26 protein-coding genes are annotated in these 24,818 nt (G+C 57.6%); 20 read left to right on the forward strand and 6 right to left on the reverse strand.

The genetic code is table 11. The features are described 5' to 3' along the window. Nucleotides 1–65 precede the first annotated feature (65 nt). The 8 genes from USF70_RS06700 to zinT all read left to right on the forward strand — a co-directional run bounded on the left by USF70_RS06700 (nt 66) and on the right by zinT (nt 8,079). Nucleotides 66–479, forward strand: a complete 414-nt coding sequence (locus USF70_RS06700) for a rhodanese-like domain-containing protein (RefSeq protein ID WP_210867197.1) — start codon at nt 66–68, stop codon at nt 477–479. A 156-nt stretch (nt 480–635) separates the two neighbouring features. Beyond that, nucleotides 636–1,739, forward strand: a complete 1,104-nt coding sequence (locus USF70_RS06705; RefSeq protein WP_033145525.1) for a cobalamin-independent methionine synthase II family protein — start codon at nt 636–638, stop codon at nt 1,737–1,739. 202 nt (nt 1,740–1,941) lie between these two features. After that, nucleotides 1,942–3,213, forward strand: a complete 1,272-nt coding sequence (urtA, locus tag USF70_RS06710) for an urea ABC transporter substrate-binding protein (RefSeq protein ID WP_014883816.1) — start codon at nt 1,942–1,944, stop codon at nt 3,211–3,213. Nucleotides 3,214–3,235: 22 nt separating this feature from the next. After that, nucleotides 3,236–4,810 carry an urea ABC transporter permease subunit UrtB gene (urtB, locus tag USF70_RS06715; RefSeq protein ID WP_320735435.1) on the forward strand — a complete coding sequence of 525 codons (1,575 nt, stop codon included), beginning with the start codon at nt 3,236–3,238 and terminating at the stop codon, nt 4,808–4,810. Beyond that, on the forward strand, nt 4,810–5,883 hold the full coding sequence (urtC, locus tag USF70_RS06720) for an urea ABC transporter permease subunit UrtC (RefSeq protein ID WP_045888382.1): 1,074 nt from the start codon (nt 4,810–4,812) through the stop codon (nt 5,881–5,883). Before urtB ends, urtC begins: the two co-directional genes overlap by 1 nt. Next, a complete protein-coding gene (urtD, locus tag USF70_RS06725) occupies nt 5,883–6,677 on the forward strand; it encodes an urea ABC transporter ATP-binding protein UrtD (protein WP_320735436.1) in 795 nt (264 codons plus the stop codon). Before urtC ends, urtD begins: the two co-directional genes overlap by 1 nt. Before the next feature lie 9 nt (nt 6,678–6,686). After that, entirely contained in the window at nt 6,687–7,385 is a 699-nt protein-coding gene (gene urtE / locus USF70_RS06730; RefSeq protein ID WP_087822571.1) for an urea ABC transporter ATP-binding subunit UrtE, read from the forward strand. Between the two features lie 52 nt (nt 7,386–7,437). Beyond that, nucleotides 7,438–8,079, forward strand: coding sequence for a metal-binding protein ZinT (gene zinT / locus USF70_RS06735; protein ID WP_087822860.1), 642 nt, complete (start codon nt 7,438–7,440; stop codon nt 8,077–8,079). A gap of 46 nt (nt 8,080–8,125) precedes the next feature. Here zinT and ydeE read toward each other — a convergent pair whose 3' ends face one another. Beyond that, nucleotides 8,126–9,319, reverse strand: a complete 1,194-nt coding sequence (gene ydeE, locus USF70_RS06740; protein WP_047060864.1) for an efflux MFS transporter YdeE — start codon at nt 9,317–9,319, stop codon at nt 8,126–8,128. A gap of 193 nt (nt 9,320–9,512) precedes the next feature. Between ydeE and eamA the strand changes: the two genes are divergently transcribed. Beyond that, on the forward strand, nt 9,513–10,418 hold the full coding sequence (gene eamA, locus USF70_RS06745; protein WP_320735437.1) for an O-acetylserine/cysteine exporter: 906 nt from the start codon (nt 9,513–9,515) through the stop codon (nt 10,416–10,418). A gap of 33 nt (nt 10,419–10,451) precedes the next feature. Here the strand turns inward: eamA and marB are convergent, their stop codons facing one another. Genes marB through marR form a run of 3 tightly spaced genes read right to left on the reverse strand, consistent with a single transcriptional unit; the run spans nt 10,452 to nt 11,539 of the window. After that, nucleotides 10,452–10,670 (reverse strand): multiple antibiotic resistance protein MarB, encoded by a 219-nt coding sequence (gene marB / locus USF70_RS06750; protein ID WP_029741246.1) that lies wholly within the window; start codon nt 10,668–10,670, stop codon nt 10,452–10,454. A gap of 33 nt (nt 10,671–10,703) precedes the next feature. After that, nucleotides 10,704–11,084, reverse strand: coding sequence for an MDR efflux pump AcrAB transcriptional activator MarA (gene marA / locus USF70_RS06755; RefSeq protein ID WP_008502237.1), 381 nt, complete (start codon nt 11,082–11,084; stop codon nt 10,704–10,706). A 20-nt stretch (nt 11,085–11,104) separates the two neighbouring features. Next, nucleotides 11,105–11,539, reverse strand: a complete 435-nt coding sequence (marR, locus tag USF70_RS06760; protein WP_008502236.1) for a multiple antibiotic resistance transcriptional regulator MarR — start codon at nt 11,537–11,539, stop codon at nt 11,105–11,107. Nucleotides 11,540–11,794: 255 nt separating this feature from the next. On the opposite strand from marR, the gene USF70_RS06765 reads away from it, so the two are divergent. Then, nucleotides 11,795–12,460 carry a MarC family NAAT transporter gene (locus USF70_RS06765; RefSeq protein ID WP_023311775.1) on the forward strand — a complete coding sequence of 222 codons (666 nt, stop codon included), beginning with the start codon at nt 11,795–11,797 and terminating at the stop codon, nt 12,458–12,460. Between the two features lie 85 nt (nt 12,461–12,545). Here USF70_RS06765 and USF70_RS06770 read toward each other — a convergent pair whose 3' ends face one another. Continuing rightward, nucleotides 12,546–13,742: a sugar transporter gene (locus tag USF70_RS06770; RefSeq protein WP_032657078.1), complete on the reverse strand. Its 1,197-nt coding sequence runs from the start codon at nt 13,740–13,742 to the stop codon at nt 12,546–12,548. Nucleotides 13,743–13,919: 177 nt separating this feature from the next. Between USF70_RS06770 and USF70_RS06775 the strand changes: the two genes are divergently transcribed. The 3 genes from USF70_RS06775 to USF70_RS06785 all read left to right on the forward strand — a co-directional run bounded on the left by USF70_RS06775 (nt 13,920) and on the right by USF70_RS06785 (nt 16,094). Continuing rightward, complete coding sequence (locus tag USF70_RS06775) at nt 13,920–14,708, forward strand: PhzF family phenazine biosynthesis protein (RefSeq protein WP_320735438.1); 789 nt, start codon at nt 13,920–13,922, stop codon at nt 14,706–14,708. A gap of 27 nt (nt 14,709–14,735) precedes the next feature. Then, nucleotides 14,736–15,527: a PhzF family phenazine biosynthesis protein gene (locus tag USF70_RS06780; RefSeq protein WP_320735439.1), complete on the forward strand. Its 792-nt coding sequence runs from the start codon at nt 14,736–14,738 to the stop codon at nt 15,525–15,527. 84 nt (nt 15,528–15,611) lie between these two features. After that, nucleotides 15,612–16,094, forward strand: a complete 483-nt coding sequence (locus USF70_RS06785) for a GNAT family N-acetyltransferase (protein WP_047653295.1) — start codon at nt 15,612–15,614, stop codon at nt 16,092–16,094. On the opposite strand, the gene ptrR is transcribed toward USF70_RS06785, so the two are convergent. Continuing rightward, entirely contained in the window at nt 16,048–16,926 is an 879-nt protein-coding gene (gene ptrR, locus USF70_RS06790) for a putrescine utilization regulator PtrR (protein WP_033145537.1), read from the reverse strand. The genes USF70_RS06785 and ptrR overlap by 47 nt on opposite strands. Before the next feature lie 98 nt (nt 16,927–17,024). Between ptrR and sad the strand changes: the two genes are divergently transcribed. The 7 genes from sad (at nt 17,025) to USF70_RS06825 (ending at nt 24,718) form a co-directional block, all read left to right on the forward strand. Beyond that, nucleotides 17,025–18,413 carry a succinate-semialdehyde dehydrogenase gene (sad, locus tag USF70_RS06795; RefSeq protein WP_320735440.1) on the forward strand — a complete coding sequence of 463 codons (1,389 nt, stop codon included), beginning with the start codon at nt 17,025–17,027 and terminating at the stop codon, nt 18,411–18,413. Nucleotides 18,414–18,535: 122 nt separating this feature from the next. Further along, nucleotides 18,536–20,125: a methyl-accepting chemotaxis protein gene (locus tag USF70_RS06800; RefSeq protein ID WP_320735441.1), complete on the forward strand. Its 1,590-nt coding sequence runs from the start codon at nt 18,536–18,538 to the stop codon at nt 20,123–20,125. Nucleotides 20,126–20,187: 62 nt separating this feature from the next. Then, complete coding sequence (gene glsB / locus USF70_RS06805) at nt 20,188–21,114, forward strand: glutaminase B (protein WP_023311792.1); 927 nt, start codon at nt 20,188–20,190, stop codon at nt 21,112–21,114. Further along, the gene (locus USF70_RS06810; protein WP_320735442.1) at nt 21,114–21,470 is read left to right on the forward strand and encodes a DUF4186 domain-containing protein; all 357 of its coding nucleotides are present in this window, start codon (nt 21,114–21,116) and stop codon (nt 21,468–21,470) included. Before glsB ends, USF70_RS06810 begins: the two co-directional genes overlap by 1 nt. A 113-nt stretch (nt 21,471–21,583) precedes the next feature. Continuing rightward, the gene (locus USF70_RS06815; RefSeq protein ID WP_214538404.1) at nt 21,584–23,023 is read left to right on the forward strand and encodes a GGDEF domain-containing protein; all 1,440 of its coding nucleotides are present in this window, start codon (nt 21,584–21,586) and stop codon (nt 23,021–23,023) included. A gap of 119 nt (nt 23,024–23,142) precedes the next feature. After that, nucleotides 23,143–24,108 carry a sensor domain-containing diguanylate cyclase gene (locus tag USF70_RS06820; RefSeq protein WP_039262472.1) on the forward strand — a complete coding sequence of 322 codons (966 nt, stop codon included), beginning with the start codon at nt 23,143–23,145 and terminating at the stop codon, nt 24,106–24,108. Nucleotides 24,109–24,190: 82 nt separating this feature from the next. Beyond that, on the forward strand, nt 24,191–24,718 hold the full coding sequence (locus tag USF70_RS06825) for a GNAT family N-acetyltransferase (protein ID WP_214538405.1): 528 nt from the start codon (nt 24,191–24,193) through the stop codon (nt 24,716–24,718). Nucleotides 24,719–24,818 lie beyond the last annotated feature (100 nt).

The following is a 24,818-nucleotide window of genomic DNA, read 5'->3' on the forward strand; positions in this document are numbered from 1 at the left end:
GCATTCATGGGCTGAATTTGTGGATAGAGTAGTGTTAACACAAACGCCAAAGATGAGGAAGAATCATGAGCTATGTTACTGAATTTCCGGCTGCCGAGCCGCAGGAATCCGTTACCCATTTTCTGCGCCGCCTGAGCGTTGAAACCGACTGTGCGGATGTGCACCACGCCATCGCAAATAATGAGCAGGACTTCGTGTTGCTGCACGTGGTGGGCAGCCCGGAGCAGTTTGCCCGCCGTCACGTGCCTGGCGCACTGCACCTGCCGCGGAACCAGATGACCGCCGAGCGCATGGCCCAATGGCCTGAAGGCACGCTGTTCGTCGTTTACTGCGCAGGGCCGCACTGTAACGGCGCGGACAGAGCCGCGCTGAAGCTGGCGCGCCTCGGGCTGCCGGTCAAAATCATGCTCGGGGGGATCACCGGCTGGGAGGATGAAAAGTTCGCCTTTGCCAGCAGCGAAACCGCCGTCGCGCTGTGAAGATGAATTTTTTTCAACACCCGTGAAATTTTCTCGTTTGCCGGAGCAGGACAGGTATGACATCTTTTTTGGACATTTAGACATCCAGAAGTCTAAAACTTCAAATGATGAATTATCACTGCTGGCAATTATCGCCGGCAGACTGAGGAGATTTCCATGCAACGACAGCACGCCCCGTACCGCGCCGATGTAGTCGGCAGTTTTTTACGCCCGGATGCCATCAAAGAGGCTCGCCTGAAGTTCGCCAGCGGCGAAATTGACGCCGGACAGCTTCGCGCGGTAGAGGATGATGCCATTCGCCACGTCGTTGAGCAGCAGTGTGCGTGCGGCCTGCATGTGGTCACCGACGGTGAATTTCGCCGTGCCTGGTGGCACTTCGACTTCTTCGACGGTCTGCAGGGCGTTGAGCGTTACGATTCACAGCAGGGCATTCAGTTCAACGGGGTACAAACCAAAGCCCACGGCGTGCGCGTGACCGGCAAGCTGGGCTTTGGCGACCATCCGATGCTCGAAGATTTCCGCTACCTGAAAAGCATCAGCGGCAATGCTCAGCCGAAGATGACCATTCCCAGCCCGAGCGTGCTCCATTTCCGCGGCGGCCGTAAAGACATCGATGCGACGGTCTACCCGGATCTGAATGACTATTTCGACGATCTGGCGACCACCTGGCGCGACGCCATCCGCGCATTTTACGACGCGGGCTGCCGTTACCTGCAGCTGGACGATACCGTCTGGGCCTATCTCTGTTCGGACGATCAGCGCCGTCAGATCCGCGAGCGCGGTGACGATGCCGATGAGCTGGCACGCATCTATGCCCGCGTCCTGAACAAGGCGCTGGAAGGCAAGCCGGACGATCTGACCATCGGCCTGCACGTCTGCCGCGGTAACTTCCGTTCAACCTGGATTTCCGAAGGCGGCTATGAGCCGGTGGCGGAAGTGCTGTTCGGGACGGTCAACGTTGACGCGTTCTTCCTTGAATACGACAACGACCGCAGCGGGGATTTCGCGCCATTGCGCTTCATTCGCCCGGGCAAGCAGCAGGTGGTGCTGGGCCTGATCACCACGAAAAACGGCGAGCTGGAGAACCCGGAGGGGATTAAAGCCCGTCTGGAAGAGGCGGCGAAATACGTGGCAAAAGAGCAAATTTGCCTCAGCCCGCAGTGCGGCTTTGCCTCTACCGAAGAGGGCAACAGCCTGAGCGAATCCCAGCAGTGGGACAAAGTCCGTCTGGTCACGCAGATCGCCAGCGAAGTCTGGTAAAGCCTCATCCACAGCGCTGCATTATAAAAGTGCAGCGCTGTGCCATTCTGAGACGTTCTCTTTACATCCTGCGTTCCCCTTCCTGAAATAGCGCTTCCTCCATTCTGGCATCCTTTTTGCTCCTGCTTCGCTGACACATTTTTTTCCGCGTCCACGCCGTAACGGACGTTTTCGCACAGCGTTCTTTTTCAGGAGTGAAAATATGCAGCGTCGTACCTTATTAAAAGCCTTTGCGTTATCCGCATCCGTCGTGGCGATGGGAATGAGTTTTGGCGTGCAGGCGGCCGATACCATCAAAGTGGGGATCATGCATTCTCTTTCCGGCACCATGGCCATCTCCGAAACGCCGCTGAAAGACGTCGCGCTGATGACCATCGACGAGATCAACGCCAAAGGCGGCGTGCTGGGTAAAAAACTGGAACCGGTGGTGGTGGATCCCGCCTCAAACTGGCCGCTGTTTGCCGAGAAGGCGCGCCAGCTGTTAAGTCAGGATAAAGTGGCGGTGGTATTCGGCTGCTGGACGTCGGTATCGCGCAAATCCGTGCTGCCGGTCTTCGAGGAGCTGAACGGTCTGCTGTTCTATCCGGTGCAGTATGAAGGCGAAGAGATGTCGCCAAACGTCTTCTATACCGGCGCCGCGCCGAACCAGCAGGCCATCCCCGCGGTGGAATACCTGATGAGCGAAGACGGCGGCGCGGCGAAGCGCTTCTTCCTGCTGGGTACGGACTATGTTTATCCGCGCACCACCAACAAGATCCTGCGCGCTTTCCTGCATTCGAAAGGGGTGGAGGATAAGGACATCGAGGAGGTTTACACCCCGTTCGGTCATAGCGACTACCAGACCATTGTCGCTAACATCAAGAAATTCTCCGCGGGCGGCAAAACCGCCGTGGTGTCGACCATCAACGGCGATTCCAACGTACCGTTCTACAAAGAGCTGGCTAACCAGGGTCTGAAGGCAACCGACGTGCCGGTGGTGGCGTTCTCCGTGGGTGAAGAAGAGCTGCGCGGGATCGACACCAAACCGCTGGTCGGCAACCTCGCGGCGTGGAACTACTTTGAATCCGTGGATAACCCGACCAACCAGGCCTTCGTGGCGGATTACAAAGCCTATGCCAAAGCGCACAAGCTGCCGAACGCCGATACCGTGGTGACCAACGACCCGATGGAAGCGACTTACGTGGGGATTCATATGTGGGCGCAGGCGGTGGAAAAAGCGGGTACTACCGACGTGGATAAAGTGCGTGCGGCGATGGCCGGCCAGTCCTTTAAGGCGCCGTCAGGCTTTACGCTCACCATGGATGCCACCAACCACCATCTGCATAAGCCGGTCATGATCGGTGAAATCGAAGGCAACGGTCAGTTCAACGTGGTGTGGCAGACGGAACAGCCGGTACGCGCCCAGCCGTGGAGCCCGTTCATCGCCGGGAATGACAAAAAGCCCGACCAGCCGATGAAAACCGCCAGCAACTAAGCCATCACCAGGGAGAAACGTCATGAACGCCATGCGCATGTTCATCGCTCTTGTATGGCTTTCCGGACTGCTGCCAGGGATGGCGCAGGCATCGGATGCCGATCGTTTTGTTGCCGCCAGCCGCAGCCAGCAGGCAGAGTTGCTGACGCAGTGGGCCGCCGCGCCGGACGCCTCGAGGCTGCCGCTGCTGCAGGCACTGCAAAAAGAAAACCTCTATACCGACAGTCAAAAGCACGCCTTTGCGCAGCGCAACGGTCAAATGGTTTCGCTCGGTGACGCTAAGTCGACCGAAGGGGCAGCCAAAGCCGTTCGTCTGACCAACCGGCTGCGCGTGCTGGCCGCCACGGCTATCGCTACGCATCAGCTGGTGAGTGACAGTGTCACAGAAAGGCGGGCCGCAGCCCGTCAGCTTCAGCGTGATGCACAGCCCGGAATGCTCGCTTTTCTGGAAAAGCGGGTAAACGATGAAACGGACGCGGTGGCACGTCAGGCGCTTTTACTGGCGGTGGCGAACCTCCAGCTAGCCAGCCCGCAGGCAGAGGTGCGCCGCAAGGCCGTCGAGTTATTAGGGCAGTCAGACGATCCGGACGTGGAGTCCAGACTTACCCCGTTTACCCAGGCACAGACAGAGCCGGATGCCGGGGTGCGCGCCGCCGCGCAGGAGAGTCTGAGCCAGATCCAGCATCGACTGATGTGGGGCGATCTGCTGGGCCAGGCGTTTATGGGGCTCTCTCTGGGGCCGGTGCTGCTGCTGGCGGCGCTGGGGCTTGCTATCACCTACGGCCTGCTGGGCGTCATCAATATGGCGCACGGTGAGATGCTGATGCTGGGGGCGTATGCCACCTGGATGGTGCAGCAGGCAATGGCCGGGCTTGCGCCCCAGTGGCTGGCGCTCTATCCCGTTATCGCGCTTCCGGTCGCGTTCTGCCTGACGGCGGGCATCGGGATGGTTCTGGAGCGCACCGTGATCCGCCATCTGTACGGTCGCCCACTGGAAACGCTGCTGGCAACGTGGGGGATTAGCCTGATGCTCATCCAGCTGGTGCGCATGACGTTTGGCGCCCAGAACCTGGAGGTGGCCAACCCGGCATGGCTGTCCGGCGGGGTGCAGGTTTTTGCCAACCTGACGCTGCCGTGGAACCGCATTGTGGTGCTGGGCTTCGTGCTGCTGGTGCTGTTCTTTACCTGGCTCATTCTGAATAAAACCCGTCTGGGGCTCAACGTGCGTGCGGTGACGCAGAACCGCAGCATGGCCGCCTGCTGCGGGGTACCGACAGGCCGCGTCGATATGCTGGCGTTTGGGCTTGGCTCAGGAATTGCCGGGTTAGGCGGCGTGGCGCTATCGCAGCTCGGTAACGTCGGGCCGGAGCTGGGTCAGGGCTACATCATCGACTCTTTCCTCGTGGTCGTGCTCGGTGGCGTAGGCCAGCTGGCAGGCAGCGTGGCCGCGGCGTTTGGCCTGGGTATTTTCAATAAAATTCTTGAACCGCAGATGGGGGCGGTGCTGGGCAAGATCGTGATTCTGGTGGCGATCGTGCTGTTTATTCAAAAACGCCCTCAGGGGCTGTTTGCGCTGAAAGGGAGGGTGATTGACTGATGAGCCAGCCGCTGACCTTAACGCTGGCGCGCAAAGCGCCGCGCACAACGCAACTTGCAGGTAGCCTGATGGTGGTGTGTCTGCTGATATTACCGTTTTTCGCCTTACTGCCTGCGACGCATCCGCTGGCGCTGTCGACCTGGATGCTGACGTTGATTGGCAAGATCCTCTGCTATGCCATCGTTGCGGTGGCGCTGGATCTGGTGTGGGGCTACGCCGGGATGCTCTCTCTTGGGCACGGCATCTTCTTCGCCCTGGGCGGCTACGCGATGGGCATGTACCTGATGCGTCAGGCTGCGGGTGACGGTCTTCCTGCGTTTATGTCGTTTCTTTCCTGGAGCGAACTGCCGTGGTTCTGGTGGGGAACCCAGCATTTTGCCTGGGCGCTGGTGCTGATTGTGATGGTACCGGGCCTGCTGGCGCTGGTGTTCGGCTGGTTCGCCTTCCGTTCAAAGATCAAAGGGGTCTACTTCTCGATTATGACCCAGGCGTTGACCTATGCCGGGATGCTGCTGTTCTTTCGCAACGAAACCGGTTTTGGCGGCAATAACGGCTTTACCGGCTTCACCACGCTGCTCGGGTTTTCGGTAACGGAAACGACCACCCGTATCGCGCTGTTTCTGGCGACCGTGCTGTTGCTGCTCCTGGCGTTAGGCACCGGATTTGCGCTGGCGAAGAGCAAGTTTGGCCGCATCCTGACCGCCGTTCGCGACGCCGAAAACCGCCTGACGTTTTGCGGCTACGATCCGCGCGGGTTCAAGCTGCTGGTATGGACGCTCTCAGCCGTGCTGTGCGGCCTGGCGGGGGCGCTGTACGTCCCGCAGGTAGGCATTATCAACCCCGGTGAAATGTCGCCGACGAACTCAATAGAAGCGGCAATCTGGGTGGCGCTGGGCGGGCGCGGCACGCTGGTCGGGCCGGTGATTGGCGCGGCGCTGGTGAACGGCGCCAAGAGTTTCTTCACCGTCGCGATGCCGGAATACTGGCAGCTGTTCCTGGGGCTGATTTTCATCGCCGTCACGCTGTTTTTACCGCGCGGCGTCTACGGTCTGTTTCGAAAGGGAGAGAAATAATGCAGCCAGCCGAAGGGTTATTCACCCGCCAGTTGCCCGGCGATCGTTACCGTGAACAGACCGACCCGGTGCTGCAGCTTGAGGCCATTAACGTCAATTTTGACGGCTTTCAGGCCCTGACCGATCTGTCGCTGAATATTGGCGTGGGCGAGCTGCGCTGCGTGATTGGCCCCAACGGCGCCGGTAAAACGACGCTGATGGACGTCATCACCGGCAAAACGCGGCCAAAGAGCGGCAGGGCGATTTACGATCAGTCTATCGACCTGACCGCGCTGGAGCCCGCGGCCATTGCCCGCCAGGGGATCGGGCGTAAATTCCAGAAACCCACGGTTTTTGAAGCGCTGACGGTGTGGGAAAACCTGGAGATCGCCATGAAAACCGATAAATCCGTCTGGGCGAGCCTGCGGGCAAAACTCAACGGTGAACAGCGCGACCGCATCGATGAGATGCTGGTTTTGCTGCGCCTTAGCAGCGAGCGCGACCGCCGCGCCGGGCTGCTTTCGCACGGGCAAAAACAGTTTCTGGAGATCGGTATGCTGCTGGTTCAGGACCCGCACCTGCTGCTGGATGAACCGGCCGCCGGGATGACCGACGCGGAAACCGAATACACCGCCGAGCTGTTCAAAACGCTGGCGGGTAAGCACTCCCTGATGGTGGTGGAGCACGATATGGGCTTTGTTGAGACTATCGCCGACCACGTCACGGTGCTGCATCAGGGACGCGTGCTGGCGGAAGGTTCGCTTCGCGAGGTGCAGGCTAACGAGCAGGTGATTGAGGTCTATCTGGGGCGCTAAGGAGCGATTATGTTACAGGTTAACGAACTGAATCAGTATTACGGCGGCAGCCATATCCTGCGCGGCGTGAGTTTTGAGGCCGTCACCGGAGAAGTCACCTGCCTGCTGGGGCGCAACGGCGTCGGGAAAACCACGCTGCTGAAGTGTCTGATGGGGCTGATCCCGGCGAAAACCGGGGAGGTCATCTGGCAGGGTAAAAAGATCACCCACAGCAAGCCGCACCAGCGGGTGCACTCTGGCGTGGCGTACGTCCCGCAGGGCCGCGAGATTTTCCCGCGCCTGACCGTGGAAGAGAATCTTCTGCTCGGGCTGTCGCGTTTTTCCGCCCGCGAGGCGAAGCAGGTTCCGGATGAGATCTGGCAGCTGTTTCCGGTGCTTAAAGAGATGAAGCACCGCCGCGGGGGCGATCTCTCCGGTGGACAGCAGCAGCAGCTGGCGATTGGTCGCGCGCTGGCGAGCCGTCCGCAGCTGTTGATTCTGGATGAGCCGACCGAAGGCATACAGCCATCGGTGATTAAAGAGATTGGACAGGTGATCCGCACCCTGGCGAACCGAGGCGACATGGCGATCCTGCTGGTCGAACAATTTTACGACTTTGCCGCCGAGCTGGCCGACAGCTATCTGCTGATGTCACGCGGCACGATTATCCAGCGCGGCCGGGGTGAAAACATGGAGCAGGAGGGCGTTCGCGGGCTGGTTGCGATTTAAAATGTTATAATATAACATTCGAATTCTTATAAAACGGAATGAGGGTGTTATGTTGGCTGCACATTTTGGGAAATTTGCCATGACTCTGGGGGCGCTGCTGGTCAGCGGCCAGCTGTTTGCTCACTCGCACGGCCATCAGATGACCGAAGCGGAACAGAGGGCGGCGAACGGCGTGTTTGAGGATAAGGACGTGAAGGACAGAGCGCTGTCTGACTGGGACGGGACCTGGCAGTCGGTCTATCCGTTCCTGATGGACGGCTCGCTGGATCCGGTTTTTAAACAGAAAGCGCAGAAAGACAAAAGCAAAACCTTTGACGAGGTGAAAGCGTACTACCGCAAGGGCTATGCGACGGACGTGGATGCTATCGGCATCGAAAACAACGTGATGGAATTTCATAAGGGCAAAGCGGTCAGCCGCTGTCAGTATGATTACAGCGGCTACAAAATACTGACCTACGCATCGGGAAAAAAAGGCGTTCGCTACCTGTTTGAGTGTAAGGATGCCGGCAGCAAGGCACCAAAGTTTGTTCAGTTCAGCGACCACACCATCGCCCCGAAGGCCTCTTCGCACTTCCATATTTTCATGGGCAACACCTCCCACGAGGCGCTGCTGAAAGAGATGGATAACTGGCCGACCTATTATCCGAATGAGATGTACAAAGAGCAGGTGGTAGAGGAAATGCTGCACCACTGATGCTTTATTGCCGGGTGGCGGCTACGCCTCACCCGGCCTGGAAGCGCTACGCCACGTTGGGCGTTTCACACCACGCCTTCACGCTCATCCCACGCAAAATCATCAGCCACGCAATAACGATGGCGACCATCATGATGACAAATAGCGACCAGTGCGGCAGGTTGGTCAGGATAATACCGGTGATCATCGGGTTTGCCGCCGCGCCGAGCCAGCCCAGCGCCTGCGCAGAGAAATAGCTTGCCTTCATCCCCGGCGGGGCAATGTTGTCGATCAGCATGTATTCGCCCGGTGCATAGATAATCTCACCCAGGGTAAAGATGGCGGCAGCGATGCCCCAGTAAACCAGGTTTTCCCCGGAGAGCATAAAGCCACCCAGTCCCACGATAAAAAACAGGGTGGCGAGGGTCATCAGCGGGCGAATATTGCTGGCAGAGATCTTGCGGCCCAGCGCATATTGCAGCGTCACCACCACGGCGGCGTTGACGGGCAATACCACGGCGACCACCTTTTCGGCGAAATTACTGTCTGCATGCGCGGCCAGAACGTATTGGGAAATACAGGTCGCGAACGATCCGCCGACGTATGACGCCAGCAGGCCAGAGAGCGTGTACCAGAACAGCGCGCGGTCTTTCAGCAATACCGACGGCTGCCAGGGCATCTTCTCCTCGGCGGTATCCAGCGCAACGCTTTTCTGCACGAAGAAATGGATGAATCCGAGCGGCAGCGCCGCGCAGAAGGCCGCCAGCCAGAACGGCAGCTGCAGGCTGTACATCACCAGCAGGGTGCCAATCGGCGGCCCGATCGTCCAGCCAATGTTCAGAAAGCTGTAGTTAAGCGAGAAAACGCGCGCTTTCTGGCTTGCGGTGAGCACGTCGGAGAACCAGGCCTTCAGCACCGTCGAAAAGACGGAATAGGCGCAGTTGATCAGCGCAAAGAACAGCACCACCAGCGTGACGTTATCGACCAGCGGGATCGCGACAAACCCCGCGATAAAGGCCACGATCGCAATCAGCATGTAGCGCTTTTTATCAAACTTATCGGCCAGAATGCCAAATCCCAGGCTGAACACCACGCCGATAGTCAGCGCAATCGTCAGTGCATAACCAATATTCTCGACGCTCATGCTGTAGACGCGCGTGAGATAAATGGTCATGAACGGCAGCGTTGCTCCCCGACCAATGGTTAATAACAATGACGACGCCAGCAGCGCTGCGGTTGAGCGCCTGAGAGATGGTTTCATATTCCTGCCCGACAGTTGCTTATGCTTTTTATGTTGTGTCCTAAAAGGAGTATCACGACATAAGGGGCTTGTATAGCGCCCAATTTATCCGTAAGTGCTTAGCCTGACTGCCAGAATTAATGATCTTCTCGCCGCGCACTTTTTTCTGTTACCTTGAACTGTTAACAAATAATTAATAATTCAGGGGCAGGGTATGACGCGTAAAGACGGGCTGCTGGCGTTGCTGGTGGTCGTAGTATGGGGGCTCAATTTTGTGGTCATCAAGCTGGGGTTGCACAACATGCCGCCGCTGATGCTCGCCGGTTTACGTTTTTTGCTGGTCGCGTTCCCGGCGCTCTTTTTCGTCGCCCGTCCGAAGATCCCGTTAAAGCTGCTGCTGGGCTATGGCCTGACCATCAGCTTTGGCCAGTTCGCGTTTCTCTTCTGCGCCATCAAATTCGGGATGCCGGCCGGTCTGGCCTCGCTGGTGCTGCAGGCGCAGGCGTTCTTTACCATCATTCTCGGCGCCTTCGTGTTTGGCGAACGTTTACAGGGAAAACAGCTGGCAGGCATTACGCTGGCGGTGTTTGGCGTGCTGGTGCTTATTGAAGCCAGCCTGAACGGCCAGGATGTGGCGCTGCTCGGCTTTATGCTGACGCTGGCGGCGGGGCTGAGCTGGGCCTGCGGGAATATCTTCAACAAGCTGATTATGCAGCACGAGGCGCGCCCGGCGGTGATGTCCCTGGTGGTCTGGAGCGCGCTGATCCCGATAATCCCGTTTCTGGCGGCGTCGTTTATTCTGGATGGTCCGGACGTCATGCTCAACAGCCTGGTCGAGATCGATCTGACCACAATCCTTTCTCTTGTCTATCTGGCCTTTGTCGCCACCATTGTGGGCTACGGGATTTGGGGATCGCTGCTGGGGCGTTATGAAACCTGGCGCGTGGCGCCGTTATCCCTGCTGGTGCCGGTGGTGGGGCTTGCCAGTGCGGCACTCTTGCTGGATGAAACGCTGAGCGCGCTGCAACTGATTGGCGCCGTGCTGATCATGGCCGGGCTGTACATTAACGTGTTTGGTCTGCGGGTTTGTCGGGCGACGCGGGTAAGCGAAAAGGCATAAAAAAAAGCCCCGCGTCTGCGGGGCAAAAACGAATCAGAGGCCGTGCTGATTATAATAAGGCACGCCTAATTCGTCGGATTTGTCGCTACCAGCACCCATATGGTTGAAATCATAAGGCGACTGGTCATGTGCTGACGGCAAAATCATCGTATCAGGATTATTTTGCTGCGTTGCACGAGGGGTTTGCTCCGCGAAGGTCTGACTGGAGAACAGCACCAGCAAGGCGAGGGCGGCGGAGGCGGTAACTTTCATGATTTCCTCGGTTACGTCTGTTACAGGCGATGATTAACTACAGTGTTTTAACGGATACAGGTATCGGGATTCGCCCGGCACGCTGGTGATTCGGTACTTATGAGGCGGCACGTCAAAATAGTTCTTGAACGTACGCGTCAGGGTCTGTTGCGATTCAAATCCGTAACGCTCCGCCAGATAAAGGATCGGCTCATTGCTTTCTTTCAGTTTCTGGGCAATTTCCGTCAGCTTGCGGCTGCGAATGTATTGACCTAATGAATGACCGGTCTCTTTTTTGAACATCCGTTGCAGGTGCCATTTGGAGTAACCTGAACGCTCTGACACTTTTTCAAGGGAGAGCGGCGATTCCAGGTTATCTTCGATCCAGTCCAAAATGCTATGAATGGTGATAGCGTCAGTATTGCGTCTGGACATCGTCATACCTCTTTTTCTGTTTACGGCAGTATTTTTTTGAGCAGAAGCTCAAGGGTTGCCACTTCATCTGCCGTTAAGTTTTTTGTTAGTTCCTGATGCAGTGTTTGTCCTACTAATTGATGACATTGCTCGCACATGGCCGCGCCATCGCTGGTCAGCTTCACCAGTACGCCGCGTTTGTCATTCGGGTTAGGGCTTCGTTCTATCCATCCTTTGCAGACGAGACGATCCAGCATGCGGGTTAACGCGCCCAGATCGACAGAGAGCACCTTTTTCAGCTCAACCGGTGTGATACACACTTCGCAGCGAATGGAACACAGCACTTTGAACTGTGTTGCGGTGATATCCAGCGGTGACAGATAGTCATTGAGCAGGCGATCTTTTTTCTGATTTACCATATGAATAAGACGACCCAGCGGAACAACGTCGTTAAAGATATCACTGGTGCTTTTCACAATGGTTGCCCTGGCAAGTAGTTAGTCACGGCAGATATTATTGCTCAGGCAAGTATAAGTCAACTGAATGAGTCAGCCGATGCCACGAATTGCTAAAACGTTTCATGAACTTTTTTTGAGGTCTTTCAAATCATATAGATAACTGTCAGTTATCTTTCCAGGACGGAAATAATCGTTGCGTTGCACCCATGGCTCAATGTCACACTTTCACCCTATAATTGCTGTGTTAAATATGGATAAGGACGACAACGCACTATGTTGGATTTAATAAAAGCAATCAGCCTTGGGCTGGTGGTCTTGCTGCCGTTGGCTAACCCGTTAACGACGGTGGCGCTGTTCCTCGGTCTGGCAGGGAATATGAACAGCGCCGAGCGCAACCATCAGTCGATGATGGCCTCGGTGTATGTGTTTGCCATCATGATGGTGGCTTACTATGCCGGACAGGTGGTGATGAACACCTTCGGGATTTCCATCCCCGGCCTGCGTATCGCCGGGGGGCTGATTGTGGCCTTTATCGGTTTCCGCATGCTGTTCCCGGCGCAAAAAGCGCATGAGTCGCCGGAAGCGGCCAGTAAATCGGAAGAGCTGGAAACCGAGCCGAGTGCGAATATCGCCTTTGTACCGATTGCCATGCCGAGCACGGCGGGGCCGGGTACCATCGCGATGATCATCAGCTCCGCATCAACGGTGCGCGACAGCGCAACCTTCCCGGACTGGGTGCTGACGGTTGCGCCACCGCTGATTTTTGCGATTATCGGGGTTATCGTGTGGGCGTCGCTGCGCAGTTCTGGGGCCATTATGCGCTGGGTAGGCAAGGGCGGTATCGAGGCGATTTCCCGTCTGATGGGCTTCTTACTGGTCTGTATGGGCGTGCAGTTTATTATTAACGGCGTGCTGGAAATTATTAAGACCTATCACTGATGCAATTGCCGGGTGGCGCTTCGCTTGCACGGGCCTGCGGGTTTTGTAGGCCGGGTAAGGCGAAGCCGCCACCCGGCAAGAAGGCTCACCCGTGCTGACCCTGTTCCTCCAGCGCCACCGGCCATTTACGGAAGATGAGCACTGACCAGACCAGCGCCACCAGGGCCGGAATGGCGCCCAGATAGCCAATCGCCGACATTGATACGTGCAGTATTACCTGATTTCCCACCAGCGCGCCCGCGCCAATCCCCAGATTGAAAATCCCTGAGAACAGCGACATGGCGACGTCCGTTGCATCCGGCGCCAGGGCCAGGACCTTCACCTGCATGCCCAGACCAATAATCATGATCGCCACGCCCCAGAACAGGCTGAGGATCGCCAGATGGCTTTCACTGCCTGCGGCAGGCATCAGCAGCAGCAGGCAGGCCAGCAGCAGACCGATAGCGCAGCTCACCAGCGTTGACGCATGCCGGTTACCCAGCTTACCGAACAGCACGCTGCCAATAATGCCCGCTCCGCCGAGGATCAACAGCAGGATGGTGGCAAAGTTGGCGCTAAAGCCCGCCACCACCTGCACAAAGGGTTCAATGTAGCTGTACGCCGTGTAATGGGCCGTCACCACAATGACGGTAAGCAGGTAGATACCCAGCAGCGCCGGGCGACGCATCAGCAGCGGCAGGCTTTTCAGCGAGCCGGAATGCTCGCTCGGCAGCGCGGGCAGCAGCTTAATCAGGCATACCAGCGTAACCAGCGCGCCCATACCAATGGCGAAGAATGTCGTACGCCAGCCGAAGTATTGCCCTACGATGCGGCCAATCGGCAGACCCAGCACCATCGCCAGTGCGGTACCGGTGGCAATCAGGCTCAGCGCCTGGGCGCGTTTACCCGCTGGCGCGAGTCGAATAGCCAGCGACGCGGTGATCGACCAGAACACCGCATGGGCAAAGGCAATGCCGATGCGGCTAATGACCAGCACCGTAAAATTCCACGCCATAAACGACAGGACATGGCTGGCGATGAACAGCACAAACAGGCCGATCAGCAGCCTGCGCCGCTCCATCTGGCTGGTCAGCAGCATAAACGGCAAGGACATCAGCGCCACAACCCAGGCGTAGATGGTCAACATAATGCCCACCTGCGCCGTTTCCATCTGGAAACTTTCAGCGATGTCAGACAACAGCCCAACCGGAACAAATTCTGTGGTGTTAAAAATAAACGCGGCGATGGCCAGCGTGACCACGCGTAGCCACGCAACCCTGCGGGAAACTGTGTTCGTTGTCATAGGGATGTCGGAGATTCGTTGCTGAAAAGAAGAGGAGACGATCTTAAAACGTCGAACGGCGAAAACTCAACCATTATGTGACGCAGATCTCAATATTTACCTTATGAAAGCGGTAGCCGGGAACGCCGTTTTCATTGAATATAAAAGAACAACACAATAAAAACAGGCGGTAAGACAATGCAGGAGATTGATTTTTATCTGGTAGATGCGTTCAGCGACACCTTGTTTGGCGGCAATCCGGCCGCCGTTTGCCCGCTCAAGGAATGGTTACCCGATGAGACCTTGCTGAAAATGGCGCAGCAGCATAATCAGTCGGAAACGGCTTTTTTCGTCTGCAGTAAAGGGGGCATTGAGCTACGCTGGTTTACCACGCTTACCGAAGTCAATCTCTGCGGCCACGCTACGCTGGCGGCCGCGCACGTGCTGTTTACCGAGCTGGATTACCCGGATTCGCGGATCCACTTTGAAACCGCCTCTGGCCGCCTCACCGTCAGCCGGGAGGGGGAGTGGATGACGCTGGACTTCCCGGCATGTCAAACCCATGAAGAGACACCCCCGCCGGAGATGCTCTCGGCGCTGGGTATCAGCCGCTACGTTGAAGCCCGTAAAGGGCGCGCATGGCTGATCGTTCTGGAAAATCGCCAGCAGGTTGAAGCGCTTGCGCCGCGCTTCTCGGTGATGACGCCGGGCGAGCATAAGGTGAGCGTTACGGCGCGCGGTGAGGGGGAATATGATTTTGTCAGCCGCTTTTTCTCACCGGGCGTTTCCGTCCCGGAAGACCAGGTCACCGGCTCCGCGCACACCATGCTGATCCCATACTGGAGCGAAAAGCTGGGCAAAACCACGATGTTTGCCCGTCAGGTTTCAGCGCGCGGCGGCGATGTGCGCTGTGAGCTGAAAGGTTCGCGCGTGCTGATGAGCGGGCAGGCCACGCTTTATCTGAAAGGCACAGTTTTTCTGCGCTAAAAACCCATAACAAGAGAGGAAGAGACAATGCAGGAAATTGATTTTTATCTGGTGGATGCCTTCAGCGATAAAACCTTTGGCGGCAACGCCGCAGCGGTATGTCCTCTGGAAGAATGGCTGCCGGACGAAACGCTGCTCAAAATGGCGCAACAGCATAACCAGTCTGAGACCGCCTTTTTCGTGCGCACCGACGGCGGGTTTGAGCTGCGCTGGTTCACCACGCTGGATGAAATTAACCTGTGCGGTCACGCTACGCTTGCCGCATCGCACGTCATTTTCGAATACCTTGATTATCCGCATACCGAAATCACCTTCACCACGCGCTTCGTGGGCGAGCTGACCGTCAAGCGCAGCGGCGACTGGCTGACGCTGAACTTCCCCGCGTGGACGACGGAAGTCGTCGAAAACCCACCTGTGGTGCTGTTTAGCGCGCTGGGCATCACGGAGGCGAAAGAGGTGCGCGTCGGACGCGATTACATGGTGGTGCTGGAGAGCCAGCAGCAGGTGGAAGCGTTAACGCCGGATATTGGGGCCATGCTTCCGCTGGATAAAATGGTCTGCGTGACGGCGCCGGGAGAAGAATATGACTTCGTCAGCCGCTTCTTCTGCCCTGGCGAAGGGGTGCCGGAAGATCCCGTCACCGGATCCGCCCACAGCATGCTGATCCCTTACTGGAGCGAAAAGCTGGGCAAAATGTCACTCAATGCCCGCCAGGTGTCATACCGTGGCGGGGATCTGCGCTGCGAGCTGAAGGGCGACCGCGTGCTGATTGGCGGCCAGGCTACGCTGTACCTGAAAGGGCGAATCTTCCTGCGCTAGCTGAGTGACGCGCTATAAGTTAATACTATGAACCACCCCGGCAGGCCTGAGCTATGTTGATATAAAAACAGCAAGGAGCCTGCCATGTATTCCATTACCTCTGAATCTGCACGTCATCCGGACATTCTCACGCTGATCGCGGCGCTTGACCGCTACCAGAGCGAACTCTATCCCGCCGAAAGCAATCATCTTCTCGACCTGTCCGCGCTGCCGGAAGCCTCGCTGATCCTGATGGTCATTCGTGACCAGCAGCTGCACGCCGTAGGCTGCGGAGCCATCGTGCTCAACGGCGACGGAACGGGGGAGATGAAGCGGGTCTATATCGATCCGGCCCATCGCGGGCAGCATCTCGGCGAGACGCTGCTGGCCGCCCTGGAAGATGAGGCCCTGAGCCGCCATTGCCACACGGTAAGGCTGGAGACGGGCATCAAACAGCGCGCTGCGGTTCGCCTGTACGAGCAGTGCGGGTACGATTTGCGTCCGGCGTTTGCCCCGTACGCTGACGATCCGCTCAGCCTGTTTATGGAGAAGGCGCTGGTTGAAGACGTTCGTTTAGCAGCGCTATAAAAGCTTCCAGCTGGCGGGTCATCGCTCCGCGCCGCCACACCAGCCAGGTTGTAAGCCAGCGCCAGTTTTCCGCCAGCGGCCAGGCTTCAACCTGATGATGTCCCGGCATACTCTCCAGCATCGAGCGCGGCATCAGCGCGATGCCCGCGCCCGCAATGACGCAGGCGAGCATGCCGTGATAGGACTCCATCTCATGAATGCGGCCGGGCGTGGCTCTGTCCGCATGAAACCAGCTTTCCAGATGTCGACGGTACGAGCAGTTCGCGCGAAAGGCATAAACGTCGCTGCCGCTGACCTGCGTGGCGCGGGCGACCTCCGCGTGCCCGGCAGGCGTGACCAGCATCATCTCTTCCCGGTAGACCGGCATGCCCTCCAGCTCCGGGTGCGACAGCGGCCCGTCGACAAAGGCGGCGCTGAGGGTTCCCTCCAGTACGCCATCAATCATCGTCCCGGATGGCCCGGTAGAAAGGGCAAACTGGATGCGCGGATAGCGCTGGTTAAACTGAGCCAGCGTTTCGGGAATGCGCACCGCGGCGGTGCTTTCCAGCGCGCCGAGGGCAAATAGCCCCTGCGGCTCATCACCCGCGACGACCATGCGCGCTTCATCCACCAGGGCGAGGATCTGCCTGCTGTAGCGCAGAAAGTTATGTCCGGCGGGAGATAGGCGCAAACGCTGGTTCTCACGAATAAACAGCTCAACGCCAAGATCGGCTTCCAGCTGGCGGATGCGGGTCGTCAGGTTAGACGGCACGCGATGCACCTTCTGCGCCGCCTGGGTGATGCTGCCCGTCAGCGCGACGGCGTTAAACATTTCAAGCTGGGTTAAGTCCATGGCATTCTCGTTTCGTGAATAAGGTGGTTAGTATTATTCATTTTTAAGAAATAGCAGAGTGAGCCACAATGAATCAACCGAAATGCGTGGAGAACATCATGAAATATTCATCTGCTACACATGCCCTGTCCGTTAACCCGGCAACGGGGGAAACTCTCGCTGCTTATCCCTGGGCGACGGCGGAAGAGGTTGACCGCGCGATTGCTCAGTCTGACGCGGGGTATCGCCAGTGGCGACGCGAAAGCGTGTCCCAACGGGCACAGAAGCTCCGGGATCTCGGCGCCGCGCTGCGAAACCGCGCGGAAGAGATGGCGCAGACGATCTCCCGTGAAATGGGGAAACCCATCCTGCAGGCGCGGGCGGAAGTGGCAAAATCCGCAGCTCTGTGCGACTGGTATGCCGGGCACGGCCCGGCGATGCTGCGTGCGGAGCCTACGCTGGTGGAAAACCACAACGCGGTCATTGAATACCGTCCTCTGGGGCCGATTCTCGCGGTAATGCCCTGGAACTTCCCGCTCTGGCAGGTGCTGCGCGGCGCGGTGCCGATCCTGCTGGCAGGTAACAGCTATCTGCTTAAGCATGCGCCAAACGTGCCCGGCTCTGCGGAACTTATTGCTCAGATCTTTGCGGATGCCGGTTTCCCTGAAGGCGTATTCGGCTGGGTGAACGCCACCAATGACGGCGTAAGCCAGGCGATTAACGATCGCCGTATTGCGGCGGTGACCGTCACCGGCAGCGTGCGTGCCGGTGCGGCCATTGGCGCGCAGGCAGGAGCCGCGCTGAAAAAATGCGTTCTTGAGCTGGGCGGCTCCGACCCGTTTATCGTCCTTAACGATGCCGACCTGGATCTCGCCGTGAAGGCGGCGGTGGCGGGTCGCTACCAGAATACCGGGCAGGTGTGCGCGGCGGCCAAACGCTTCATTGTGGAAGAGGGGATTGCAGATACCTTTACCCGCCGCTTCGTCGACGCCGTCGCCGCGTTAAAGATGGGCGCGCCGGAAGCAGAAGAGAACTACCTGGGCCCGATGGCGCGTTATGACCTGCGCGATGAGCTGCATCAGCAGGTGCAGGCCACCCTGGCCGAAGGGGCAACGCTGCTGCTGGGCGGAGAGAAAATCAGCGGAGAGGGCAATTACTACGCGCCAACCGTGCTGGCCAACGTCACCCCGTCGATGACGGCGTTTCGCCAGGAACTGTTTGGTCCGGTCGCGGCCGTGACTGTCGCAAAAGACGCGGAGCACGCCCTGGCGCTTGCCAACGACAGCGACTTTGGCCTGTCCGCCACCGTCTTTACCGCTGACGCGGCGCTTGCGGATAAATTCTCCCGCGAACTGGAGTGCGGCGGCGTGTTTATCAACGGCTTTAGCGCCAGCGACGCGCGCGTGGCCTTCGGCGGCGTGAAGAAAAGCGGCTTTGGCCGGGAGCTTTCCCACTTTGGTTTGCACGAGTTCTGCAACGTGCAGACGGTGTGGAAGGATCGCGTGTAATTTATTGCCCGCCTGTGATTACGGCCCTCATCACGAGGGCCGTTGTCATTTATCTGCAATGGTTCTGTCATTTTCATTTCGTAGACTCGCTCGCGTCTAACGCATTGTTAATGAAGATAATTATGAACCTAACGCAAATTTTTCGCCGTATTGCGCAGCGTCTCACCCCTCGTCACTTTGGCCTGCTGACGGGTATCTTTTGCATTATTGGCCTTTTCTCCGCGCTGCAGCTCTCCTCCTCATTTCTGCTTAACGCCTCCCTGAACGACGCCCAGCGCAACGAGCAGCAAAACCTGCTGGCCTGGCAGCAGCAGAGCAAGCTGGATCTGGCCCGCGTTTCCCTGCTGGCGGCAAGCGACCTGCTTAACCGCTCCGGCGTCTGGTTTATGCAGGATAAAGAGACCGGCTCCGACGGGAGCTGGCATAGCCTGATGGACGATGCGCAAAAGGCGCTGGCGGTTTCTCAGCAGGCGTGGAAGGCCTGGCTGGCGCTGAATCCGCCGAAAGACGACGCCCTGGTGAACAGCTATCAGCTTTTCTACGGGGCGATCAACGAGCAGGCTGAAGGTCTGATTAAGACCAACACCATCGACGCGTTTTTTGCCGTACCGGCTCAGGCGTTTCAGTCTGATTTTAACGACAACTATGCGCGCTATCAGCAGGCAAGCGAGAAGCAGGCCATGCAGGGGCGTCAGAGCTTAATGGCGCAGCTCTCCGGCCTGCAAACGTTGTTCCTGTTTGCGCCGGTGCTGCTGCTCGCCATCGCGGTTGTCGTCTGGTTCGGCATGTCCAGATGGGTGATTACGCCGCTGCGTCGGTTGATTGCGCATATTAACCGGCTGGCGGCAGGGGATCTCTCCGGCACGCCGCCGAACGTCATGCGCTTCAACCGGGAGATAGGTCAGCTTAGCGACAGTATTGCGACGATGCAGCACGGTCTGCAGCAGCTGGTGACGCAGGTCAGCCATGCCACCGCAACGATGGTGGAGAACATTGACTCCCTTGCGCAGGGTAACCAGAAGCTGTATCAGCAGTCAGCGCGCCAGGCGAAAGAGCTTGAGGATGTAACGGCGCATATCGCGGCGCTGGAAAGCCATGTGGAAGGGAATACCGGCTATGCCAGGCTCGCCAGCTCGCGGGCCGATGAAGCGCGTCAGGCGGCCGCGGGCGGCGACCGGATGATGTCTACCGTGAATGCGTCTATGCAGGCGATCGTCGACCGATCTTCTGAGATGCGCGGGATCGTGGCGATGATCGACAGCGTGGCGTTTCAGACCAACATCCTGGCGCTGAATGCCGCCATCGAGGCGGCCCATGCCGGAAACCAGGGGCGCGGCTTTGCCGTCGTCGCGCGGGAGGTCGGGCTTTTGGCCAGAAAAAGCAGCCACTCGACGCAGACCATTCAGGAGCTTATCAACCGCTCGCTGCAGGGGATTGAAGACGGTTCCCGCGCCGTTAACCTGATGGAAGAAAATCTGCAGCAGGTCACTGGCCTGGTGGGCAATTTAAGCAGTTTGCTTAATGAGATCTCAACCGCCACGCTCAGCCAGGGAGACAGTATTCACCAGATGACGCGCCAGCTTCAGGCGCTGAATCAGGTCTCACGTCAGACGGACCTGCTGGTCTCAGACGCCTCGGATGCCTCTGAGCGGCTGCAAAAGCAATCCGATCTTTTATTGCAGGCCGTTTCGCGTTTTCGTCTTAGCGCCTGACGCAATACATAAGCCTCTGTTATACTCGCAGCCCGTTTTAGCCTGAGGGCAAGGAGCAAAGTGTGGCTGCGGTCATCCATAATGAGATGTTGGACGAGATTCTGGCGCAGGTTCGTCCGTTAATTGGAAAGGGGAAGGTTGCCGACTATATTCCGGCCCTTGCCTCGGTGAGCGGGAATAAGCTGGGGATTGCTATCTGTACCATCGACGGACAGCGATACCAGGCAGGCGATGCGACTGAGCGTTTTTCCATTCAGTCCATTTCGAAAGTGCTGAGTCTGGTTGCGGCGATGCGCCAGTATGAAGAAGAAGAGATCTGGCAGCGTGTCGGTAAAGATCCTTCCGGCCAGCCTTTTAACTCGCTGCTTCAGCTCGAGATTGAGCAGGGTAAACCGCGAAATCCCTTTATCAATGCCGGGGCGCTGGTGGTCTGCGATATGCTGCAAAGTCGCCTCAGCGCACCGCGCCAGCGAATGCTGGAGATTGTTCGCCAGCTCTCGGGCGTTGATGATATTGCCTATGATGCGGTGGTGGCACGCTCGGAGTTTGAACACTCTGCCCGTAACGCGGCTATCGCATGGCTGATGAAATCCTTCGGTAATTTCCACAACGACGTGGCGACCGTGCTGCAAAACTACTTCCATTACTGCGCCCTGAAAATGAGCTGCGTTGAGCTGGCCCAGACGTTCCTGTTCCTTGCGCACCAGGGGCACGCGCCGCATCTCGATCAGGAGGTGGTTTCTCCGCTTCAGGCCCGGCAGGTTAACGCGCTGATGGCCACCAGCGGGATGTATCAAAACGCCGGCGAGTTCGCCTGGCGCGTTGGCCTTCCGGCTAAATCGGGCGTTGGCGGCGGGGTCGTGGCGATTGTGCCGCATGAAATGGCGATAGCCGTCTGGAGCCCGGAACTGGATGAAACGGGAAATTCCCTTGCCGGCGTGGCGGTTCTGGAGAAACTTACCCAGCGCCTGGGACGTTCCGTATACTGATGTCCGATCTGGATCCTCTCTTTTCCCGCCTGGCGCGATCGACATTTCGTTCGCGCTTTCGCTTAGGCGATAAGGAACGACAGTACTGCTGGGACAAAGGCCCCGAAACCATTGATCGGCACGCCGCGGATTTTGTCGAAAAGCGCCTTGCGCCCGCGTACCCCGCAAACGACGGTAAGCAGACGCCCATGCGCGGTCATCCGGTGTTTATCGCCCAGCATGCCACCGCCACCTGTTGCCGGGGCTGTCTGGCAAAATGGCATAACATTCCACAGGGCGTAACGCTCACGGCGCAGCAACAAAATTATATCGTCAGCGTCATCCACCACTGGCTGGTGCTGCAGATGAACGCCTAAATTTGACGAGTTATGCTCCCGTGGTATTTGTGTTATAGATGCATCCCAAGTTAGTCCCGATCATGCTGACGACCGCAATAATTGCCATAAGCTTTCATATGGAATGATATTTAATGCGTTCTGCTCTTACCGCTTTCAGGCCGTTCCAGATTGATACGCCGCTGCGAAATGCAGCGACGATCTTCATCCTCACCACTTTATTCTATTTTGTGGGCGCGGAATTACGGCTCGTTGAGGCCCTGTCGCTGTTCTGGCCGCTAAATGGCGTCATGGCAGGGATCTTCGCCCGCTATGTTTACCTGAATCGCCTGCATTACTACGCGGTATGTTATGTCGCGATGCTGTTGTACGACGCGGTAACGACCAACTGGGGGATGGCCTCCGTGTTGATCAACCTGTCAAACATGATCTTTATCGTCGTCGTCGCCGTGCTGGTTCAGCGCGACAAGCGGCTGATGAAGAAAACCCCCGATCCGCTTAACGCGCTACGCCTGTTTAACTACTGTCTGATTGCCGCGCTGCTTTGCGCCTTGCTCGGCGCGGTAGGGTCGGTCGGGATTGACAGTCATACCTTCTGGCCGCTATTTGCCGACTGGTTTAGCGAGCAGTTCTCAACCGGCGTGCTTGTTGTGCCCTGTATGCTCACGTTACGCATGCCCGGGCGTGAGCTCAGGCTACGTCTTGAGCAGCTGCTGCCGGTAATTGCGCTGATCGTCTCGGTGATCGCGTCGGTGGTGATTGGCGGAGCGGGGAGCCTCTCGTTTCCTCTGCCCGCGCTTATCTGGTGTGCGGTTCGCTACTCGCTGCCCGCCACCTGTCTGCTGACGTTTATCACGGGGGCCACTGAAATCATTCTGGTCGCCAACTCGATTATTAATATCGCCGTGGCGACGCCGTTTACGACGCCAATGATGTTTTCAGCCCGGCTGGGGATCGCCACGATGGCGATCTGCCCGGTGATGGTATCCGTCAGCATGGCGGCGATTAATTCCCTGATCCGCCAGGTTTCACTGAGGGCGGATTATGACTTTTTAACGCACGTCTACTCGCGTTCCGGGCTTTATGAGGCGTTAAAGCATGAAGAGACGTACCGGCACACGCGTTTTCTGACCGTCATGCTGCTGGATATTGATTATTTCAAAAGCATTAATGATAACTACGGCCACGAGTGCGGAGACCGCGTGCTGGCGTCGTTTGCCCGACAGGTTCAGCAGGTCGTCGGCGAAGACGGCATGGTGGCGCGCATGGGCGGAGAGGAGTTCGCCGTGGTGGTCAATTCAGGCGACGCGCAGCACGGTTTTGAACTGGCTGAACGTATCCGATCCACCGTTGCCGGTCATCCTTTTACATGGCGTCACCAGACGCTCTATCTGACGGTCAGCATTGGCCTCGGCAGCGGAAAGGCTGAGTCCTGGCAGCTGACCGAGGTCTTCAACAAGCTTATGGCCGAAGCGGACGATCATCTCTATCGTTCAAAAAAAGCGGGTCGAAACCGTACCAGCGCCCGGGTGGCGGACGAGCAGATTGCCGCGCCCTCCGGGAGTGAAACATAGCTGCGTTAATCGTCATAAGGCATTGACGTGAATAGTAAGCGGCTTAACAGGATGTCAGAACACTGACAATGTCTCTGTTTAAGCTACGCTTTTAGTAACGCTTTACGTCAGGAGACATTATGAAAGCACCTGCAACCCCTGAAAATGAAACAGACAGACTCAACTCGCTACGAGAATCAGGTCTGCTTGAGATCGACAGTTCCCCGGCGTTTGACCGCTTAACGCGTCTGGCAAAACGCTTCTTCCAGGTGCCGCTGGCGATGGTCAATCTCATTGATGAGCATTCGCTGATCGTGAAGTCGGCCGACGGTCAGGCGCCCGGCAGCGTTCCGCGCAATATCTCATTTTGCGGGCATACGATCCTCACCGAAGCGCCGCTGGTAGTGGGGGATATGCTTCAGGACGATCGCTTTGCGGATAACCCGCTGGTGGCCGGTGAGCCTCGCGTGCGTTTTTACGCGGGCTTCCCGCTGCGCCTGCGCGACGGCGCAAGCGTTGGCTCGCTGTGCCTGATTGATTACGCCCCCCGCGAGTTTTCTGCCGCCGACCTCGCCGTGCTGGGTGACCTTGGCGCGCTGGCGGAAGATGAATTTGCTGCCATCAGCGCGGCGACCACGGATGAATTAACCGGGTTATTCAACCGTCGGGGCTTTAATCAGCTCGTGCGGTTCACGCTTTCCGTTGCCCGGCGTCGCGCTGAGCCGCTCACGCTCGGCTGGCTGGATTTGGATCGCTTTAAGGAAATTAACGATCGCTTCGGGCATGAAGAGGGGGATAAGGCGCTGAAAGCGATGGCGCAGCTAATGCGCGCCTCTTTCCGCGAAGCGGATCTGCTGGTGCGTTTTGGCGGGGACGAGTTCGCCGTGCTGTTCGCGGATACGGATGAGCAGGGCGCCTGGATTGCCATGCAGTATCTTGCCGAGCAGGTAGAAAACTATAACGCCCGCAAGCTACATCCCTGGTCGCTCCATTTCTCGTGGGGGCTCAGTGAATTCGATCATAACGGCAACGACCTGCAGCAGTGGTTAAAAGAGGCCGATGAAAAGATGTATGCCATGAAACAGCAGCGACAGCGCTCCCGGTAACATAACAAAAGCGTATGTCCGATCCGTTTGCGTTAAGAAGATGTTAAATGCACAGTGACGGTATTCAACGTAAGGAAAAACAATGAATACCTCACTGCAAATCAAAAACCTCACCCGAGACGACATTCTCACCCATCTTGATGCGCTGGCCGGGATCCTCGAAAACTGTGTGAACGGCGGGGCATCCGTCAGCTTTATGCTTCCCTTTAGTCGGGATAAGGCTCGTTCGTTCTGGCGCGGCATCGCTGAAAGCGTAGGGCGCAACGAGCGTCTGGTGCTGGCCTGTGTCGACCCGCAGGACGGCGTCATCGGTACGGTGCAGCTGATCGTCGACCAGCCGGAAAACCAGCCGCATCGCGCCGATGTGGCGAAGCTGCTGGTTCACGAGAAAGCCCGCCGCAAAGGTGCCGCGATGGCCTTGATGGAAGCGCTTGAAGCGGAGGCCCGGGCCAGAGATATTTCGGTTCTGGTGCTCGATACCTCCACCGGCAGCGGCGCCGAGACGTTCTACCAGCGTGCCGGCTGGCAAAAGGTGGGGGAGATCCCGCGCTATGCCCTGATGCCGGACGGCGCCATGACGGCCACGTCCGTGTTCTATAAGTTCTTATGATTATTTTGTACAACTACGCCGTGGATTGATCAAAACAGGGTTTCTGGTCGTTAAGTTTTGATAAGTTATCGTACCAATCTTATCAGGTTGTATGACTAAT

Origin of the sequence: Enterobacter sp. 237C8 (assembly GCF_034106865.1) — a bacterium.
Classification (GTDB): Bacteria; Pseudomonadota; Gammaproteobacteria; order Enterobacterales; family Enterobacteriaceae; genus Enterobacter; species Enterobacter asburiae_B.

What these genes read in the sequence shown, in the direction of transcription:
- USF70_RS06765 (WP_023311775.1), top strand. Translation starts at nt 11,795, where the DNA reads ATGTTGGATTTAATAAAAGCAATCAGCCTTGGGCTGGTGGTCTTGCTG.
- USF70_RS06770 (WP_032657078.1), bottom strand. Translation starts at nt 13,742, where the DNA reads ATGACAACGAACACAGTTTCCCGCAGGGTTGCGTGGCTACGCGTGGTC.
- ptrR (WP_033145537.1), bottom strand. Translation starts at nt 16,926, where the DNA reads ATGGACTTAACCCAGCTTGAAATGTTTAACGCCGTCGCGCTGACGGGC.
- urtB (WP_320735435.1), top strand. Translation starts at nt 3,236, where the DNA reads ATGAACGCCATGCGCATGTTCATCGCTCTTGTATGGCTTTCCGGACTG.
- sad (WP_320735440.1), top strand. Translation starts at nt 17,025, where the DNA reads ATGAAATATTCATCTGCTACACATGCCCTGTCCGTTAACCCGGCAACG.
- USF70_RS06820 (WP_039262472.1), top strand. Translation starts at nt 23,143, where the DNA reads ATGAAAGCACCTGCAACCCCTGAAAATGAAACAGACAGACTCAACTCG.
- USF70_RS06800 (WP_320735441.1), top strand. Translation starts at nt 18,536, where the DNA reads ATGAACCTAACGCAAATTTTTCGCCGTATTGCGCAGCGTCTCACCCCT.
- urtC (WP_045888382.1), top strand. Translation starts at nt 4,810, where the DNA reads ATGAGCCAGCCGCTGACCTTAACGCTGGCGCGCAAAGCGCCGCGCACA.
- USF70_RS06700 (WP_210867197.1), top strand. Translation starts at nt 66, where the DNA reads ATGAGCTATGTTACTGAATTTCCGGCTGCCGAGCCGCAGGAATCCGTT.
- urtA (WP_014883816.1), top strand. Translation starts at nt 1,942, where the DNA reads ATGCAGCGTCGTACCTTATTAAAAGCCTTTGCGTTATCCGCATCCGTC.
- USF70_RS06775 (WP_320735438.1), top strand. Translation starts at nt 13,920, where the DNA reads ATGCAGGAGATTGATTTTTATCTGGTAGATGCGTTCAGCGACACCTTG.
- eamA (WP_320735437.1), top strand. Translation starts at nt 9,513, where the DNA reads ATGACGCGTAAAGACGGGCTGCTGGCGTTGCTGGTGGTCGTAGTATGG.
- urtE (WP_087822571.1), top strand. Translation starts at nt 6,687, where the DNA reads ATGTTACAGGTTAACGAACTGAATCAGTATTACGGCGGCAGCCATATC.
- marB (WP_029741246.1), bottom strand. Translation starts at nt 10,670, where the DNA reads ATGAAAGTTACCGCCTCCGCCGCCCTCGCCTTGCTGGTGCTGTTCTCC.
- USF70_RS06780 (WP_320735439.1), top strand. Translation starts at nt 14,736, where the DNA reads ATGCAGGAAATTGATTTTTATCTGGTGGATGCCTTCAGCGATAAAACC.
- USF70_RS06785 (WP_047653295.1), top strand. Translation starts at nt 15,612, where the DNA reads ATGTATTCCATTACCTCTGAATCTGCACGTCATCCGGACATTCTCACG.
- USF70_RS06815 (WP_214538404.1), top strand. Translation starts at nt 21,584, where the DNA reads ATGCGTTCTGCTCTTACCGCTTTCAGGCCGTTCCAGATTGATACGCCG.
- USF70_RS06705 (WP_033145525.1), top strand. Translation starts at nt 636, where the DNA reads ATGCAACGACAGCACGCCCCGTACCGCGCCGATGTAGTCGGCAGTTTT.
- marA (WP_008502237.1), bottom strand. Translation starts at nt 11,084, where the DNA reads ATGTCCAGACGCAATACTGACGCTATCACCATTCATAGCATTTTGGAC.
- urtD (WP_320735436.1), top strand. Translation starts at nt 5,883, where the DNA reads ATGCAGCCAGCCGAAGGGTTATTCACCCGCCAGTTGCCCGGCGATCGT.
- ydeE (WP_047060864.1), bottom strand. Translation starts at nt 9,319, where the DNA reads ATGAAACCATCTCTCAGGCGCTCAACCGCAGCGCTGCTGGCGTCGTCA.
- USF70_RS06810 (WP_320735442.1), top strand. Translation starts at nt 21,114, where the DNA reads ATGTCCGATCTGGATCCTCTCTTTTCCCGCCTGGCGCGATCGACATTT.
- USF70_RS06825 (WP_214538405.1), top strand. Translation starts at nt 24,191, where the DNA reads ATGAATACCTCACTGCAAATCAAAAACCTCACCCGAGACGACATTCTC.